Origin of the sequence: Rhizobium sp. BK212 (assembly GCF_014197475.1) — a bacterium.
GTDB classification, from domain to species: Bacteria; Pseudomonadota; Alphaproteobacteria; order Rhizobiales; family Rhizobiaceae; genus Rhizobium; species Rhizobium anhuiense.
The window spans coordinates 631,707-648,458 of record NZ_JACIFS010000002.1; the positions used below are offsets into that span (position 1 = coordinate 631,707).

Annotated in this window: 17 protein-coding genes; 8 read left to right on the forward strand and 9 right to left on the reverse strand. The window is 61.3% G+C overall.

Annotated elements, in window-relative coordinates:
- Positions 1–50: 50 nt before the first annotated feature.
- From FHT79_RS08140 to petA, 3 genes are read right to left on the reverse strand one after another with little or no spacing between them, the layout of a single operon-like run.
- Positions 51–935: a cytochrome c1 gene (locus FHT79_RS08140; RefSeq protein WP_047611264.1), complete on the reverse strand. Its 885-nt coding sequence runs from the start codon at positions 933–935 to the stop codon at positions 51–53.
- 25 nt (positions 936–960) lie between these two features.
- Positions 961–2,241, reverse strand: a complete 1,281-nt coding sequence (locus tag FHT79_RS08145; protein WP_047611266.1) for a cytochrome b N-terminal domain-containing protein — start codon at positions 2,239–2,241, stop codon at positions 961–963.
- A 14-nt stretch (positions 2,242–2,255) separates the two neighbouring features.
- A complete protein-coding gene (gene petA, locus FHT79_RS08150) occupies positions 2,256–2,834 on the reverse strand; it encodes a ubiquinol-cytochrome c reductase iron-sulfur subunit (RefSeq protein ID WP_063474524.1) in 579 nt (192 codons plus the stop codon).
- Between the two features lie 284 nt (positions 2,835–3,118).
- On the opposite strand from petA, the gene FHT79_RS08155 reads away from it, so the two are divergent.
- Positions 3,119–4,051, forward strand: coding sequence for an endonuclease/exonuclease/phosphatase family protein (locus FHT79_RS08155; RefSeq protein WP_063474523.1), 933 nt, complete (start codon positions 3,119–3,121; stop codon positions 4,049–4,051).
- Here FHT79_RS08155 and FHT79_RS08160 read toward each other — a convergent pair.
- Entirely contained in the window at positions 4,007–5,920 is a 1,914-nt protein-coding gene (locus tag FHT79_RS08160; protein WP_097542077.1) for an ABC transporter ATP-binding protein, read from the reverse strand. The two genes, FHT79_RS08155 and FHT79_RS08160, sit on opposite strands and share 45 nt — an antisense overlap.
- Positions 5,921–6,082: 162 nt before the next feature.
- On the opposite strand from FHT79_RS08160, the gene FHT79_RS08165 reads away from it, so the two are divergent.
- The gene (locus FHT79_RS08165) at positions 6,083–6,313 is read left to right on the forward strand and encodes a ribbon-helix-helix protein, CopG family (protein ID WP_028757016.1); all 231 of its coding nucleotides are present in this window, start codon (positions 6,083–6,085) and stop codon (positions 6,311–6,313) included.
- A gap of 87 nt (positions 6,314–6,400) precedes the next feature.
- Here FHT79_RS08165 and FHT79_RS08170 read toward each other — a convergent pair whose 3' ends face one another.
- The gene (locus FHT79_RS08170) at positions 6,401–8,257 is read right to left on the reverse strand and encodes an ABC transporter ATP-binding protein (protein WP_028757015.1); all 1,857 of its coding nucleotides are present in this window, start codon (positions 8,255–8,257) and stop codon (positions 6,401–6,403) included.
- Positions 8,258–8,642: 385 nt separating this feature from the next.
- On the opposite strand from FHT79_RS08170, the gene FHT79_RS08175 reads away from it, so the two are divergent.
- Together FHT79_RS08175 and FHT79_RS08180 are read left to right on the forward strand one after the other, a co-directional pair.
- A complete protein-coding gene (locus FHT79_RS08175) occupies positions 8,643–9,104 on the forward strand; it encodes a tRNA (cytidine(34)-2'-O)-methyltransferase (RefSeq protein WP_047611274.1) in 462 nt (153 codons plus the stop codon).
- Positions 9,105–9,320: 216 nt separating this feature from the next.
- A complete protein-coding gene (locus FHT79_RS08180) occupies positions 9,321–10,967 on the forward strand; it encodes a Na/Pi cotransporter family protein (protein ID WP_183903216.1) in 1,647 nt (548 codons plus the stop codon).
- Positions 10,968–10,970: 3 nt separating this feature from the next.
- On the opposite strand, the gene FHT79_RS08185 is transcribed toward FHT79_RS08180, so the two are convergent.
- The gene (locus tag FHT79_RS08185) at positions 10,971–11,231 is read right to left on the reverse strand and encodes a hypothetical protein (RefSeq protein ID WP_047611276.1); all 261 of its coding nucleotides are present in this window, start codon (positions 11,229–11,231) and stop codon (positions 10,971–10,973) included.
- 177 nt (positions 11,232–11,408) lie between these two features.
- On the opposite strand from FHT79_RS08185, the gene hemF reads away from it, so the two are divergent.
- From hemF to FHT79_RS08200, 3 genes are all read left to right on the forward strand, one after another.
- Positions 11,409–12,320: an oxygen-dependent coproporphyrinogen oxidase gene (gene hemF / locus FHT79_RS08190; protein ID WP_028757012.1), complete on the forward strand. Its 912-nt coding sequence runs from the start codon at positions 11,409–11,411 to the stop codon at positions 12,318–12,320.
- Between the two features lie 103 nt (positions 12,321–12,423).
- Positions 12,424–12,693 carry a hypothetical protein gene (locus FHT79_RS08195; protein ID WP_028757011.1) on the forward strand — a complete coding sequence of 90 codons (270 nt, stop codon included), beginning with the start codon at positions 12,424–12,426 and terminating at the stop codon, positions 12,691–12,693.
- Positions 12,694–12,805: 112 nt separating this feature from the next.
- Positions 12,806–12,991, forward strand: a complete 186-nt coding sequence (locus FHT79_RS08200; protein ID WP_010029983.1) for a DUF1059 domain-containing protein — start codon at positions 12,806–12,808, stop codon at positions 12,989–12,991.
- Between the two features lie 66 nt (positions 12,992–13,057).
- Here FHT79_RS08200 and FHT79_RS08205 read toward each other — a convergent pair whose 3' ends face one another.
- From FHT79_RS08205 to FHT79_RS08215, 3 genes are read right to left on the reverse strand one after another with little or no spacing between them, the layout of a single operon-like run.
- On the reverse strand, positions 13,058–14,311 hold the full coding sequence (locus FHT79_RS08205) for a CCA tRNA nucleotidyltransferase (protein ID WP_047611279.1): 1,254 nt from the start codon (positions 14,309–14,311) through the stop codon (positions 13,058–13,060).
- The gene (locus FHT79_RS08210; RefSeq protein WP_028757009.1) at positions 14,308–14,958 is read right to left on the reverse strand and encodes a CoA pyrophosphatase; all 651 of its coding nucleotides are present in this window, start codon (positions 14,956–14,958) and stop codon (positions 14,308–14,310) included. The genes FHT79_RS08205 and FHT79_RS08210 overlap by 4 nt, the downstream gene beginning before the upstream one ends.
- A complete protein-coding gene (locus tag FHT79_RS08215; RefSeq protein ID WP_047611283.1) occupies positions 14,955–15,578 on the reverse strand; it encodes a DUF1285 domain-containing protein in 624 nt (207 codons plus the stop codon). The genes FHT79_RS08210 and FHT79_RS08215 overlap by 4 nt, the downstream gene beginning before the upstream one ends.
- Before the next feature lie 158 nt (positions 15,579–15,736).
- Between FHT79_RS08215 and FHT79_RS08220 the strand changes: the two genes are divergently transcribed.
- Complete coding sequence (locus tag FHT79_RS08220) at positions 15,737–16,747, forward strand: MoxR family ATPase (protein ID WP_028757018.1); 1,011 nt, start codon at positions 15,737–15,739, stop codon at positions 16,745–16,747.
- Positions 16,748–16,752 lie beyond the last annotated feature (5 nt).

Genomic DNA, 16,752 nt, shown 5'->3' on the forward strand with positions numbered 1-16,752 from the left:
AACAAAAAAGGCGGCCCGCAAGCCGCCTTTCGAATTCCGGTAGGGAACGCTCAGTGTTCCTTGTTGGCGTAAACCGAGCGCTTCGTCAGGTAGATCAGCACCGTGAAGATCGCCAGGAAGATCATGACCATGAAGCCGGTGCGCTTGCGCTCTTCGAGATGCGGCTCGGCGGCCCACATCAGGAAGGCGGAGACGTCCCTGGAATACTGCTCGACGGTCGCCGGCGCGCCGTCGTCATAGGTCACCTGGCCGTCGGAGAGCGGCTTCGGCATGGCGAGGACGGCGGCGGCATGGAAATAAGGGTTATAATGTCCACCCTGAGGCACCTGGAAACCGGCCGGCGGCTCTTCATAGCCGGTCAGCAGCGAGTGGATGTAGTCCGGTCCGCTTTCCTGATATTGGGTGAAGATATCGAAGACGAATTGCGGGAAACCGCGCTCGACCTCGCGGGCCTTTGCGATCAACGAAAAGTCGGGCGGAGCCGCGCCATTGTTGGAAGCAGCCGCCGCTTCCGCATTGGGGAAAGGCGACGGGAAGTGATCGGAAGGGACCGCCTTGCGGGTAAACATCTCGCCGGCGGCGTTCGGGCCATCCTGGACCTCGTAATTCGCGGCGAAAGCCTTCACCTGCGCCTCGGAATAACCGAGCTCGTCGAGCATGCGGAAAGGCACAAGGTTCATCGAATGGCAGGCGGAACAGACTTCGGTATAGACTTTGAGGCCGCGCTGAAGCTGAGCCTTGTCGTAATGACCGAACGGTCCGGCAAAACTCCATTCTTCCTCTTTCGGCTCCTTCAGCGGATAGTGCGGCGTCGCGCCTTCCTCGTGATGGGCAGGTGCTGCTCCATTCGCGGGCGCCGCTTCCTCGGCGAAGGCTGCGCTGCCGAGAACGACAGCGACGGCGAGCGGCAGAATGCTTGCAACAAGCGTTTTCATATTTCTATTCCCTTCCGTCGCGCGCTTACGCATTGGCCGCTGCACTGGCGGCAGCTGTCTTGTTGCGCTTTTCGAGCACCGCTTCGGTGATCGAGTTCGGGATACGGCGCGGCGTTTCCACCAAGCCTAGAACTGGCATCGCGACCAGGAAGAAAGCGAAGTAGAGGAGTGTGCAGATCTGCGAGATCGTGGTGAACAGCCCTTCCGCCGGCTGCGAACCGAGCCAGCCGAGGATGATCGCATTGATCACGAACAGCCAGTAGAACAGCTTGTACCAGGGGCGGTAGACGGCCGAACGGACCTTCGAGGTATCGAGCCACGGCAGGAAGAACAGCACGATGATCGCGCCGAACATCACCAGCACGCCGCCGAGCTTGGAGTCGATCGGGCCGATGTTGAAGGTGATCGAGCGCAGCATCGCGTAGAAGGGCAGGAAGTACCATTCCGGAACGATGTGGGCCGGCGTCTTCAACGGGTCAGCCGGGATGTAGTTGTCGGCATGGCCGAGGAAGTTCGGCAGGTAGAAGACGAAATAGGCATAGACCAGCAGGAAGACCGAAACGCCGAGCGCATCCTTCATCGTCGCATAGGGCGTGAAGCGAACCGTGTCGGTCTTCGTCTTGACCTCGACGCCCGTCGGGTTGGTCTGGCCGACGACATGCAGCGCCCAGATGTGCAGGACGACGACGCCGGCGATCATGAAGGGCAGCAGGTAGTGCAGCGAGAAGAAGCGGTTCAGCGTCGGCTGATCGACGGCAAAGCCGCCGAGCAGGAACTGCTGGATCCATTCGCCGACCAGCGGGAAAGCCGAGAAGAAGCCGGTAATGACCGTCGCACCCCAGAAGGACATCTGGCCCCAGGGCAGGACGTAGCCCATGAAGCCGGTCGCCATCATCAGGAGGTAGATGACCACGCCGAGGATCCAGAGGATTTCGCGCGGCGCCTTGTAGGAGCCGTAGTAAAGACCGCGGGCGATGTGCAGGTAGACGGCGACGAAGAAGAAGGATGCGCCGTTGGCATGCATGTAGCGCAGCAGCCAGCCGTGGTTGACGTCGCGCATGATCTTTTCAACGGAGTTGAAGGCGATCGTCGTGTCGGCGGCGTAGTGCATGGCGAGCGTGACACCCGTCAGGATCTGCACCACCAGCATGACGGCGAGCATGGCGCCGAAGGTGTAGGCATAGTTCAGGTTACGCGGAACCGGATAGGCGATGAAGCTGTCATAGACCATGCGCGGCAGCGGAAGGCGCGCATCGACCCATTTCTCGAGGCCGGTTGATGGCTCGTAGCTGGAATGGCCACTCATTAATCAGTCTCCCCTCAACCGATCTTGATTTTGGTATCGGACAAAAATGAAAAGGTCGGAATCGCCAGGTTCTGCGGCGCAGGACCCTTACGAATACGGCCCGCCGTGTCGTAGACCGAGCCATGGCAGGGACAGAACCAACCGTTGTATTCGCCGGCCTGACCGAGCGGCACGCAGCCGAGATGGGTGCAGGTGCCGATCATGACGATCCAGTTTTCCTTGCCCTTGCCGCCCGAACGGTCAACACCCGTTGCCTGAGCGTCGACAGGAAGGTTTGCATTGCGCGCGACCGGATCTTTGAGGTCCGACAGCGGAACATCGGCTGCGGCCGTCACTTCTTCCGGGGTACGGTTGCGGATGAAGATCGGCTTGCCGCGCCATTTGACCGTCAGCGACATGCCGGGCTCGAGGCTGGCAACGTCGACTTCGATGGAGGCGAGAGCGAGCGTCGAAGCATCAGGACGCATCTGATCGATGAACGGCCAAGCGACCGAAACGGCGCCGACGGCGCCTGCCATACCAGTGGTGAGATAAAGGAAATCACGGCGAGTGGGTTCGCCCATGCCCTCGCTTGTCGTTTCGTGTTCGCTCACGGCTAACATCCTCTGCGCAATTTTCGCGGAATTCCGCCCTACCCCCTCTACCGGCGAATCTCTCTGGACACAATTCGGCCATAGATTCCCCGGCAATCCGGCGCGTTCTATGCTTGATCGCAAATTATGTCCAGCCTTGACAAGGGGATGAGGGCACAATGTCGCGGGAAATTTCGGATGAATTTTTTAAGGCAAACACGCGCTCGCCATTATGTTGCATTGCAACAAAAAAGCCGGCGTGATAGGCGCAGTCACAACCACGCCAGCGAGCCGGACCGGAGCGGATGAGAGACACGATTTTTTGCGTATTCAGCGTCCTCACCACCCTCGTCCTCGCCATCGTCTCTCTGCGCTATGTCAAAGATTTCTACCTGCTTTCCTTCTTTTACAGCTTCCAGCTCCATCTGGCGGCGGCCGCGGCGGCCGCCTCGATCGCGGCCCTTCTCGTCAAGCGGCACTGGTATGGGTTTCTGACGCTCGGCGTATCGCTGGTTCTTGCCGTCCACGGCGCCGTGATGATGCGCGAATTCGTCGAGCCCGCGGTCGATCAAAGCCGCCCGGTCCTCTTCAAGCTGATGTCCTTTAATATCGAGAACGATAATTTCGCGAACGGGGCAGCGATCGCAGACATGGCCATTGCCTCAGGCGCCGACGTCGTCAACATCCTGGAGGCCGAACCGCTGCTGTCGGAATTGCCGCGGCTGTTGAAGACCTACCCTTATTACATCGGCTGCGGTGTCGGCATGGAGCAATGCGATACGCTGGTCCTGTCGAAGCGCCCGCTTATCGAACCTCGTATCCGCAGCCTCGGGCTCCTATGGCGCAACCGGCTGACGATCTCGACGATCGATTTCGACGGCCAGAAGGTCAATTTCCTCGCCGCGCACCTGACCAAACCCTATTACGACGAATTCCACGGCCTTGAGATCGCAGACCTCGCGGAGATTATCCCTTCCCTGCCGGGACCGCTCGTTCTTGCCGGTGATTTCAATACGTCGATTCTGGCGCCCGACGTGCAGTATCTCATGCGCAGCCAGGGCCTGGGCACGGCATCGCTGGAGCCGGCGACATGGCCAATCCGCGCCGGTGCTTTCGGCATTCCGATCGATCATATCTTCAGCAGGGCGCCCCTGCGGCTGAAATCGGTCCGCCGCATCGAGGACAGTTTCGGATCAAACCATTTTGGCCTCATGGCGGAATTCGTCGTCGACCCTTGAGCCCACATCCTCGTCCGTCGCGAGGAAGCCGCCGGACTGGCGTGCCCAAAGTTCGGCATAGAGCCCGCCGCGGCGAAGCAGTTCGTCATGGCTGCCCTCCTCGATGATCCGGCCGAGATCGACGACGATCAGCCGGTCGAGTGCGGCGATCGTCGACAGCCGATGGGCGATCGCAAGCACCGTCTTGCCTTCCATGATCCGGTGGAGATTGGACTGGATCGCTTCCTCCACCTCCGAATCGAGCGCCGACGTCGCCTCGTCGAGAACAAGGATCGGGGCATCCTTCAGCATGACCCGGGCAATGGCGATGCGCTGGCGCTGCCCGCCAGACAGTTTGACACCGCGCTCTCCGACATGCGCATCGAAACCTCTGCGGCCCTGCTGATCCTGCAGGCGGGCGATGAAGTCGATGGCTTCGGCGCGCTTGGCCGCCTCGACCAGCCCCTCCTCGCCGGCATCCGGCCGTCCGAACAGGATATTGTCACGCACCGAACGGTGCAGCAGCGAAGTGTCCTGGCTGACGACGCCGATCTGCATCCTGAGCGATTCCTGCGTCACGGCTGCAATATCCTGGCCGTCGATGAGAATGCGGCCGTCCTGGATGTCGTAGAGCCTTAGAAGCAGGTTCATCAGGGTCGACTTCCCCGCGCCCGAACGGCCGACGATTCCGACCTTTTCGCCCGGTCGGATGGTCAGAGAGAAATTCTCGACGACCGGCTGATGACCCTTGCCGTAGCGGAAGGAAACATTGTCGAAGCGGATGCCGGGATGCCGGATCACCAGATTTTTGGCATCGGCCCGGTCGACGAGCCCCAGCGGCTGCGAGATCAGTTCGGCGGCGTTCTGGATGGTGCCGAGATTGCGCATGATGCCGTTGAATTGCGTCATCAGCCGTCCGAGCAGGAAATTCAGCCGGAGCACCAGCGCCAACGAGAATGCCACAGCACCGGAACTGACCAGGCCGCGCAGCCACAAATCGACGCTCAGCCCCGCCATCGTCACGATCATCAGGCCGGAGAGCAGCGCCATGGAGGCCCTGACACCAGTGATGAACCGCGTGAAACGCAGCACCGTATCCTGATAGATATCGAAGCCCTGCCGCATATAGCGGTCGCTCTCCTCATCGCGCGCAAACAGCTTCAGCGTCTGCATGTTGCTGTAGGAATCGACCATCCGGCCATTCAGCATCGATCCGGCTTCCGCCGTTTCGCGGGAATGATGGCGAATTCGCGGAACGAAGTGGCGGGCAAGCAGGCTGAAGGCGCCAAGCCAGAACAGCACGACGGCGGCAAGGGAGAAGTCCAGCCGGGCGACGAGCACGAGCGTCGTTACGGCATAGATGCCGACGAACCAGACGCTTTCCATCAGCGAGGTGACGAGATCGCCGGTTGCCTGCCCGGCCGACCAGACCTTGGTGACGATACGTCCGGAGAAATCGCTCTGAAAGAACGATAAAGACTGGCGGGAGACATGGAGATAGGACTGCCAGCGTGCTAGATTATAGAAACCAGGCGTGATCACCTGCTGATCGACGAGCGCGATCAGGAAGGCGACGACGAAGCGCACGACCCCGATGAGGGCGAGCATGCCGAACAGTTCGCCGCCATGGGCTGCGAGAAGTCCGCTCCAGCCGGCGCCGGGCTTGATACTGCCGAGGATATCGACCAGCCGGCCGACGAACCAGAAGAGCGCCGCCTCGATTGCCGCCGATGTCCCGCCGAGAACGAGCATGGCGATGAACGGCATCCTCGCCTGGCCGATATAGAACCAGACGAAGCCGAGCGTCGAGCGCGGCGGCTGGAGATTGGCGCGTGGACGGAACGGATCGATCCAGGTTTCGAACAGGCGGAGGATGGGGCGCAGGAACATAGAAGCGATATAGGCGGATTGAGGGGAGCGGCAAAGAGAATGAAAAGCGGACGCAATCTTATATTTTTGTAATAAACGATAACATCGGCGGCATCGCCATTGACTGCCCCCGAACCCGTCACAATCTGACGTTACGATCGCGTGTCACCGGAGAGAAGGTCCATGGAAACGAAAATGCTCGATGCGCATATTCCGCTTCCGCTTGCAGAGAGGCTGGATGCCCTGGCCATCGACCTGGCGCAGCCGCGCGACGAAATCGTCACCGAGGCCATCACCGCCTGGATCGACCAGGAGGAGCGCCGCCGCATCACGGCGCTGCGCACGATCGCCGCCGCCAACACCATCGTCCTGATCGAACATCACCGCGCGATCGACTGGGCCGACAGCCTTTGAACGGATAGCAACCGCGCCGGCAAATTCGAAGCAACCCTGAGAATTCAAGAGGCCCTCCCCGCTTTCGCAGGGAGGGCCTCTTTCATCTTATTCCGCAGCCTCTTCCGCTTCCTCGGCGTGATCGGAGAGGAAGCCGCCGGACTGGCGGTTCCACAGGTCGGCATAGATACCGCCGCCCTCGATCAGTTCGCTGTGCGAGCCGGCCTCGATGATCCGGCCCTTGTCGAGCACGATCAGCCGGTCCATCTCCGTCAGCGTCGAAAGCCGGTGGGCGATCGCGATCACCGTCTTGCCCTCCATCAGGGCAAAGAGGTTCTCCTGGATTGCCGCTTCGACTTCCGAATCGAGCGCCGAAGTTGCCTCGTCGAGCACCAGGATCGGCGCGTCCTTCAGGAAAACGCGGGCGATCGCGATGCGCTGCCGCTGACCGCCAGACAGCTTGACGCCGCGTTCGCCGACCTGCGCGTCGAGCCCCTCGCGGCCCTGCATGTCGACGAGGCCTTCGATGAACTCCCAGGCATTCGCACGTTTGGCGGCCTCGATTATCTCGACGTCCGAGGCATCGGGACGGCCATAGGCGATGTTGTCGCGGATCGAGCGATGCAGCAGCGACGTATCCTGCGTCACCACGCCGATCAGCGAGCGCAGGCTTTCCTGCGAGACGCCGGCGATGTCCTGCCCGTCGATGGTGATGCGGCCGGCCTCCAGGTCGTAGAAGCGCAGCAGCAGGTTCATCAGCGTCGTCTTACCGGCGCCGGAGCGGCCGACCAGGCCGACCTTCTCGCCCGCCTTGATGTCGAGCGACAGATTGTCGATGACACCCTTGCTCTTGCCGTAGTGGAAGCGGATGCGGTCGTAGTGGATCGCGCCCTTCTTCGCCGTCAAGGTGGGCGCACCCGGCTTGTCGACGATGTCGTGTTGCTTGCTCATCATCTCCATGCCGTCATAGACCGTGCCGATATTCTCGAACAGCGCCGAGACTTCCCACATGATCCATTGCGACATGCCGTTGACGCGCATGGCAAGACCAATGGCGATGGCGATGGCGCCGACCGAAATCGCTCCGTTCAGCCAGAACCAGATCGACAGGCCCGAAATGACGAAGAGCGCAACGCAGTTGTTCAGATAGACGCTGATGTGGAAGAGCGTCACCTTGCGCATCTGCTTGTGCACGGTCTGCAGAAACTCATCCATGCCCTCCTTGGCATAGACCTCCTCGCGGCCCGCATGCGAAAACAGCTTGACGGTGGCGATATTCGTATAGCTGTCGACCACGCGCCCCGTCATCATCGAGCGCGCATCCGCCTGGGCGGCCGCGATCTTGCGAAGCCGTGGCACGAAATAGGCGACGATGCTGATATAGACGGCGAGCCAGACGAGGATCGGGATCATCAGCCGCCAGTCGGCCGCTGCGATGACGATGATCATCGTCAGGAAGTACGTCACGACATAGACGAAGACGTCGAGGATCTTCATCACCGTCTCGCGCACGGCGAGCGACGTCTGCATCACCTTGGTGGCGACACGCCCGGCAAACTCGTTGGCGAAGAACGACATGCTGTGGCGCAGCAGGAAGCGGTGCATCTGCCAGCGTGCGATCATCGGATAATTGCCGAGCATCATCTGATGCATGATGAGAGAATCGAGCCCCGCCGTCAGCGGCAGACCGACCAGCACAAGCGCCGCCATCCAGAAAAGCTTGTGACCCTCCGTCTGCAGGAAGGTGGCGCGGTCGGCATTGGTCAGCCAGTCGACGATGTCGCCCAGGAACTGGAACAGCGCCACTTCGCCGACGGCGATCAGCGCTGTCAGCAGCGCCATCAGGCCGAGCCAGGGGGCTGCCGGCTTGCTGTAATGCCAGCAGAAGGCAAAGAGACCCTTCGGCGGGGCGACAGGCTCCTCGCTCGGAAAGGGATTGAGTCGCTGTTCGAACCAGCCAAACATGAAATTGCTCCGAAACGTCAGCGTTTCGGCTCCCGGCTTCGCGCCATCCCAGCGCCATGCAAGCACATATGGGAACCGAACGTTCAAGGGGCGAGGCCGAAACAGCCGCACAATGGATCAAAAGGGGGATTTCAGAAAGAAATGCGCACTAGCGGCGGCGTGTCGCCTTAATCGGCATCACGGCGGGAAGGCGCATATCGAGCAAAATATTCATTGTGACCCTCCCTGCTGGCGATTGAAGATAGGCATGGATAACGCGAAAACCGCGAAAATTCCAGCCCTGTATTGCCGTAAATTGAACGTTTCCTGGTCAAAACGCGCCCTGTTGCGCCGAAATCACAGTTGCATTAGGCCTTTGACGGCGAAAGCGGAAAGACGGCGCATCATGACTTTACTCAGACTGGCACTCTATCAGCCGGATATTCCTGGCAATACCGGCACGATCCTGCGCCTTGCCGCCTGCCTTGGCTTCGCGGTCGATTTGATCGAGCCCGCCGGCTTCGATGTGTCCGACCGCAACCTGAAACGGGCCGGCATGGATTATATCGCCGCCGCGGCCCTCACCCGCCATGTCAATTGGGACCGCTTCGAAGCGTGGCGTCTGACCACCGGCCGCCGCCTGATCCTCGCCTCGACCAAGGCTGCGGAGCGCTACACTGATTTCGCCTTCCGCCCGGACGATATCCTGCTCTTCGGCCGCGAAAGCGCCGGCGTGCCGGATCAGGTCCATGAAGCAGCCGATGCACGCATCCTGATCCCAATGGTCGACGGCCAGCGCTCGATCAACGTCGCTGTTTCGGCCGCGATGATCGTCGGCGAGGCAATGCGCCAAACCGTCTGGACCTGACGAACGCGGGCGCCGGCGGAGCAAAGCCTGCGGAATTGCCGATCCGCTCCAGAATATGTCGCAAAATAGCGTTGTCTATCTGTGAAACCGGCGTATATTTATTAGCCGGGCAATCAAAAATTCAATATTGGCCTCCATGATTCCAATAAGTTGGAATAGCTATGCGAGGAAAGCAGCACTTCTCCAGATCTGTGAAAGAAGAATAAAAACAACAAAATGGACTCTACAATCATCATGATCAACCTGTTCGGCGCCGTGGCTCTGCTGCTGTTCGGCCTCGCGCAGGTAAAGGATGGCGTATCTAGAGCCTTCGGAGCCCGCCTCAGAACGGGTCTGGCGACCGGTACGCGCGGCAGTCTTCGTTCTTTCCTGTCGGGTCTCGTTGCAACCGTCGCGCTGCAGAGTTCGACGGCAACGGCGCTGATGACCGCCTCCTTCGTTGAACGTGACCTGATCAAGCCGCGCATGGCGCAGATCGTTCTGCTCGGCGCCAATGTCGGTACCGCGATCACAGCCTGGATCGTCGCCACCGGCATCGAATGGCTTTCCCCGCTTCTGATCCTCGCCGGCATCGTGCTTTACCGCGGCCGCTCCAGCACCAGCCAGGGCGGCGGCACGGCGCTGATCGGCATCGGGCTGATGCTGCTGTCGCTGCACCTTCTCGGCCTTGCGACGGAGCCGATGCGCGCCTCTCCCGCCCTTGCGGCCTTCATCGGCCTGCTGGACGGCGCCCTGCCCGTGGCAATGATCGTCTCGGCGGCACTCGCCTTTGCGTCCTCGTCGAGCCTTGCGGTGGTGGTGCTCATCCTGTCGCTTGCCTCGGCCGGCGTGGTCTCTGCCGAACTCGTCATCGTGCTCGTGCTCGGCGCCAATCTCGGCGGTGCGATACCGCCTGTCGTCGCGACATTGTCCGGCCCGGCTTCGGCGCGGCGCGTCACTCTCTGCAATCTCGCCATCCGCACGCTCGGCTGTCTCATCGCCCTGCCGCTGGCGGGCTACGGTGCGGAACTCATCCAGATGCTGCCCTTTGGCCCGGCCAAGCTGCCGGTCGATGCGCATCTTGCCTTCAACCTTCTGCTGGCAGCAGTTGCCTGGCCATTCTCCAGGCCGCTCGCCGCCCTGATGGCCAGGCTGGTGCCGGATCAGGCCGAGCCTGACAGTGCCCCGAAATATCTGGATGCGCAGGAGCTTTCGACGCCGGTCGTGGCCCTCGCCAGCGCCACCCGCGAAGTGCTCGGCGTCGGCGACCTGATCGAGCGCATGCTGATCCGGGTCTCCGAAGCCTTCGAGCGCAACGACGCATCCAAGCTTGCCGAGATCCCCGCCCTCGAAGAGCGCGTCGACCGACTGCAGCAGGCGGTGAAGGTCTATCTCTCCAGACTTGGCCGCGAGGGTCTCAGCGACGAGAACGCCCGCCGCTCGATCGTCGTCATCGACTATGCGATCAACCTTGAACATATGGGCGACATCATCGAGAAGGGCCTGTTGGAGCAGGTGACGAAGAAGATTTCGCTTGGCCTGAAATTCTCCGAGGATGGTCATCAGGAACTGCGCAAGCTGTTCGATCTGACGATCGACAATCTGCGCGTCGCCCAGACGATCTTCGTCACCCGCGATTTCAATCTCGCGCGTCAGATGATGGAGGTGAAGGTCGAGGTGCGCCGGATGGAAAAACAATCTGCCGAGCGCCACCTCGAACGTCTGCGCGATGGCCGTGCCGACAGCCTGCAGACGAGTTCGCTGCATCTCGACATGCTGCGCGACCTGAAGCGCATCAACGCCCACATCGTCTCCGTCGCGCATCCAATCATGGATGAAAGCGGCCTCTTGATCGAAAGCCGCGTACGCACCACTGCGAAGTGACGATCAGTCGGCCGAAGGCAGGCGACGCATGGTGAATTCGATCTGGTCGCCGTCGAGCTGGCGCCAGCTTTCCACCTCGGTCCAGTAGGCGGCTTTCGGATATTCGTCGAACCATTCGCGCGCCTTGGCCCGCGCGTCCATGAGGCCGAGGCAATATGTCTCACGCACGAAATGGTCCTTCTTGCGCAGAGGATTTTCCGCCCGATGTCTCGCTATCCTGCGCTTCAGCCCATCGAAGGATGGAGGTCCTGGAACTTTTTTCATCTAACCTACCTCTTGGGAAAAGGTAGTATCGAAATACTTGATTTGCGAGTCGAATCTTGGAAGCGCCCAACCGTGCTTGGCTACGCTTGGCGAGATGCTGCGCCAACTGCTAATCATGGCGCGCAATCAAGAATGAGCGAGTCGCTTCCACAGCGGATGTGACCGCCGGAGGCGCAAATGGAAAGACCGGAACTGCCGATCGGCTTGCCTGACGATATCGAAGAGAAGAAGGCTGCCGCCCGCAATTGGTTCGAGGGATTGCGCGATACGATCTGCGCCTCCTTCGAAGCCATCGAAGACGAATTGGAAGGGCCGCTCTCCGACCAGGAACCCGGCCGCTTCGTCGCCAAGGACTGGTCACGCGAAAACGGCGCCGGCGGCGGTGGCAGGATGTCGATGATGGAAGGCCGCGTCTTCGAAAAGGTCGGCGTCCACACCTCCACCGTTCACGGCGAATTCTCCCCGGATTTCCGGACGCAGATACCAGGTGCCAAGGATGATCCGCGTTTCTGGGCCTCGGGCATCTCGCTGATCGCCCACCCCGTGAACCCCAACGTTCCCGCCGTGCATATGAACACCCGCATGGTGGTCACATCAAGCCGCTGGTTCGGCGGCGGCGCCGACCTGACGCCGGTGCTGTCGCGCCGCCGGACCCAGGAGGACGAGGACAGCCAGCTCTTCCACAAGGCGATGGAGATCGCCTGCCGCAATCACGCCGTCGCCGATTACGATGCCTACAAGGCCTGGTGCGACGAATATTTCTTCCTGAAGCACCGCAATGAGGCCCGCGGCATCGGCGGCATCTTCTACGACTGGCTGCATTCGAGCGAGGAAGCCGGCGGCTGGAACGCCGATTTCGCCTTCACGCGCGATGTCGGCCGGGCCTTCGCCATGGTCTATCCGAAGATCGTTCGCTCCAACTTCAACAAGTTGTGGACAGAGGCCGATCGCGACGAACAATTGATCCGCCGGGGCCGCTACGTCGAATTCAATCTGCTGTATGATCGCGGCACGATCTTCGGCTTGAAGACCGGCGGCAATGTGGAATCCATTCTCTCCTCGCTGCCCCCCGTCGTCCGTTGGCCGTGAGACTGTGATATCTCATCGATAAATTCGAGTTGATAGACCTTCACGAAAATTCAGCGCGTCCTAACTTTATATGTATGTGCGTAACAATCGGAGGAGGATTGTCATGACGATACAAAGTGGCTCGCCTACGTCCACGGATGTCCAGGAAACATCCCGCACGATCGACACATCCGAGTTTTTGACGCGCATCGCGGAGAAACTGCGGGCCAAGAGCGGCTCGGATTTGCCGCTGTCCTGCTTCATCGAGCAGGTCAAGCTGCAACTGGCCGGCGGGAAATCACCGGAACAGCTGCAGAACGAAGCCGCGGCCGCCAACAGCAACATGCCCGGCCAGCTTTCGGATACCTACAAAGCCTGGGCGATGCCCGACTGAAAGACCTTCTCCGGTCGTCATCTTATGCCGGCCGGAACCATCTCCTCCTCCGCACATTCATCAATCGCGTGAAAGCGCGATGGCCGTTGCGTTTCAGACAGAGGAGAAAACCATGCGACTTTTCGAATGCGGCACGCTCGTTCCCGGCTGCGCTTGGCACACCCGGGCGGATAATGACGCAGAAGTGGTTCGCCGCGCCGTCGAGCACCTGAAGACGGCCCACGGCGAAACGACCATACGCGAAAACATGGTTGATAACATCAAGGCCCGCATCCGCGACGAAGCGACCGCCGCCTGATAGCTGGGCGAGTATCGATACCAACGACCAAAGCCGCCGCATCCGACGGATGCGACGCCGCTTTGCCTATTGCACGCGTTCCTGCAGCCGGACGAGCAGTTCCGCCCGGTCGGAGGCGAAATTTTCCTCCACCCACTGGTTTTCCAGGCCGGCAAGCAATTCGCCGACGCGCGGGCCGGACGCCACTCCCGCCGAAATCACGTCGCCGCCGTTCAGCGGAAACTGCGGCTTCTTCCAATGCATTGCCTTGTCCAGCAGCTTGATGAGCCGCGCCGACCGCGCCATTTCGTCGAAATCGCCTTCAGCCTTGCCGCGTGCCACCGCAAGCGCCAGCTTCAGCCGCGTCGTGATGCCGTCGGCGCCGTTGCGGTAAAGCAGCCTTTCGAAGGCGGCCGGCGACATCTCGTCATTGACGGGCGCTGCCATTGCCCAGGCCTTGAGAGTGGCCGCTTCCGCATTCGAGAGCTTGAGCCGGGCCGCAAGCGCCTCCACGCGCGCCGCGTCAGGCGGCACGATCGCCGCAAGGCGCAGCAACGGATCGGGCGTCCAGCCGAGCGCCTTTTCGGTGGTGATCAGCGATGGGATCGCATCGATGCCCCATCGTTCCGATTCCGGCAGGATTTCCGTCAACACGGCCACCTGCCGCATCCAGAGCAGCGCCCGGCCAGGATCGGCAGCACCGAGCAGCTTTCGCAATTCCGACCAGACGCGTTCTGCCGAAAGCATCTTCAGTTTTGAACGCGCTGCGGAACAGGCCTTCAGCCCCTCGGCGTCCGGCCGTCCTGACCCGTAATAGGCAAAGAAGCGGAAAAAACGCAGGATGCGCAGATGATCTTCGGCAATACGCCTTGCGGCATCGCCGATGAAGCGGATGTTGCGCGTCTTAATGTCGGCAAGTCCGCCGACGAGATCCACCACCTCGCCGTCGGCATCGGCGTAAAGTGCGTTGATCGTCAGATCCCGCCGTTCGGCATCTGCCTTCCAGTCGGTGCTGAAAGCAACCTTGGCATGGCGTCCGTCGGTCTCGATGTCGGTGCGAAGCGTCGTCACCTCGAAGGGTTTGCCGTCGATCACGAGCGTCACTGTGCCGTGCTGCAGGCCGGTTGGTACCGCCTTGATGCCCGCCGCCGCTGCCCGCTCGATCACCGCCTCCGGTCTGAGCGTCGTGGCGATGTCGACATCGCTGACCGGCAGGTCCATCAGGCTGTTGCGCACCGCGCCGCCGACCACCCGTCCTTCCCCGCCATCGGCGTTGAGAAGTGCGAAGATCCGGCCGAGTGCCGGGTCGCGGAACCATGCTTGGTCGGCAAGGCCGGTCATGCATAAAGCCTTTCGTAAAGCGTGCGGACGATGCCGGCGGTGATGCCCCAGATCATTCTGGTTTCATAGGGCACGCGGTAGAAATGCCGGTCGATCCCGTCGATGACACGCCTGTCGCGGGTGTGATTGGCAGGATCCATCAGGAAGGAAAGCGGCACCTCGAACACGTCGTCCACCTCGGTCGGGTTCAGCGTCAGCGCGAAGCCCGGCGTGACGACGCCGAGCACAGGCGTGATGCGGAAGCCCGTCGAGGCAAGATAATTCGGCAAGCGACCGACGGTTTCGACGAAGGAACCGGCCAGGCCGATCTCCTCTTCCGTCTCGCGGATCGCCGCCATTTCGGGCGAGACATCGGCAGGATCGATCGAACCGCCGGGAAAGGCGATCTGCCCGGAATGTTTGCGCAGCGTCGCCGTGCGCTTGGTGAAGATCACCTGCGCCTCCTCGCCGTCGTCGACGACGGGCACCAGCACGGCGGCGTCGCGCAGCTTGAAGGTTTCGACCTCGGCGACGATATCGGGGTTGAGGATATGGTCCCCGTGATCGCGCCAGGCATGATCGACCGGCCCGCCATTCTGGTTGAGCGCACGGCGACGGAATTCGGCTGCTGAGAACAGCGGATAACGTTGGGTAATTGCATCATTCATCGGGAAAGCGCATCCAGTTCGTCGGCCGGCATGACCGGGAAGACCTCGCCCGCGGAGCGGATCGCAAACATCGCGCGCCCTCCCACGTCGAAAGTCTCGCCGAGCGCGACCAGTTCATACATCACCGCACGCGACACCAGCGCCTCCAGCCGCCCGCGCACATGCAGATAGGGTTTCAGTTCGGCGTTGCCGTCCGCAATGGCAAAACGCAGCCGATGGTCTCCTCCCGCCTCCACGACATCGCCGACATTGGTACGGAAGGTCAGCACCTGCTGACCCTCTCGGTCCGTCACGCTCATCTCCACGGCGGTGAAGGGCGCGTCGACGACCCTTATCCCGACCTTTTCCACAGGAGTTACGAGATAGGTCTTCTTATCATCGTCCTTCCTCAAAACCGTCGAAAACAGCCGCACCAGCGCCGGCCGGCCGATCGGCGTGCCCATGTAGAACCAGGTGCCGTCGGCCCTGATTTCCATGTCGATATCGCCGCAAAAAGGCGGATTCCACCGCTCGACCGGCGGTAAGCCGCGTTTTTCTCCGCCACTTTCGTCAGATGCACGCGAAATCAGTGCGGCAAGTCCCGCCGCATCCGCCTGTCCGCTGATTTCCTCGGCTGCCATTCTTCCGTCCCGGTTTGTCCTTAACGAAGTGAAGTCACGAGATAGTCATTCGCAACGAACTTGTCAGCCCGTCTCATCTCCATAACTCTATCGGGTATGAGGCACATGTATAAGTCCGCCGATTCGCTGCCGAATGATTTCAGCCGTTGGAGATGCCCGTGGGTATGATGAAGACCGAATCCAGCCTCGATGAAAAGGCGATCGTCGCCGCCGCCGAAAAGGCGCTCTCCGATATCGCCGCCATCCGCGCGGAAGTCTCGAAGGTGATCTTCGGTCAGGAAAGCGTCGTCGAAAACACCATCCTCGCCGTGCTCTCCGGTGGCCATGCCCTGCTTGTCGGCGTTCCCGGTCTTGCCAAGACCAGGCTGGTGACGACACTCGGCGAGGTGCTCGGCCTTGCCGCCAACCGCATCCAGTTCACGCCGGATCTGATGCCCTCGGATATTCTCGGCTCCGAGGTGATGGACCAGGACGACAGTGGACGCCGCTCCTTCCGTTTCGTCAAGGGCCCGGTCTTCGCCCAGCTTCTGATGGCCGACGAGATCAACCGCGCTTCGCCGCGTACCCAGTCTGCTCTTCTGCAATCCATGCAGGAATATCACATCACGATCGCCGGCCAGCGCTATGACCTGCCGGCGCCCTTCCATGTGCTCGCCACCCAGAACCCGCTCGAGCAGGAAGGCACCTATCCCCTGCCCGAAGCCCAGCTCGACCGCTTCCTGCTGCAGGTCGACGTCAACTATCCCGAACTTGCCGCTGAGCGGCAGATCCTGCTCGAAACGACGGGCCTGGGCGAAACCCGGCCGGAAGCCATCATCGATGCGCAGCGGCTGATCGAGATCCAGACCCTGGTGCGCCAGATGCCGGTGAGCGACACGGTTGTCGACGCTATCCTGGCGCTGGTGCGTTCGGCCCGTCCCGGACAGGGCAATGCCTCGACCGACAAGAACGTCGCCTGGGGCCCGGGCCCGCGCGCCGGCCAGGCAATGATGCTCTGCGCGCGTGCCCGCGCCCTTTACGAAGGCCGTCTCGCACCGTCTCTGGACGATATTTTCGCGCTCGCCGAACCCATTCTCCAGCACCGCATGGCGCTGACTTTCGCCGCCCGCGCCGAAGGCATGTCGGTGCGCGACGTCATCGCCGGACTGGTCAAGCAGGCAAAGGGATAAGGAAG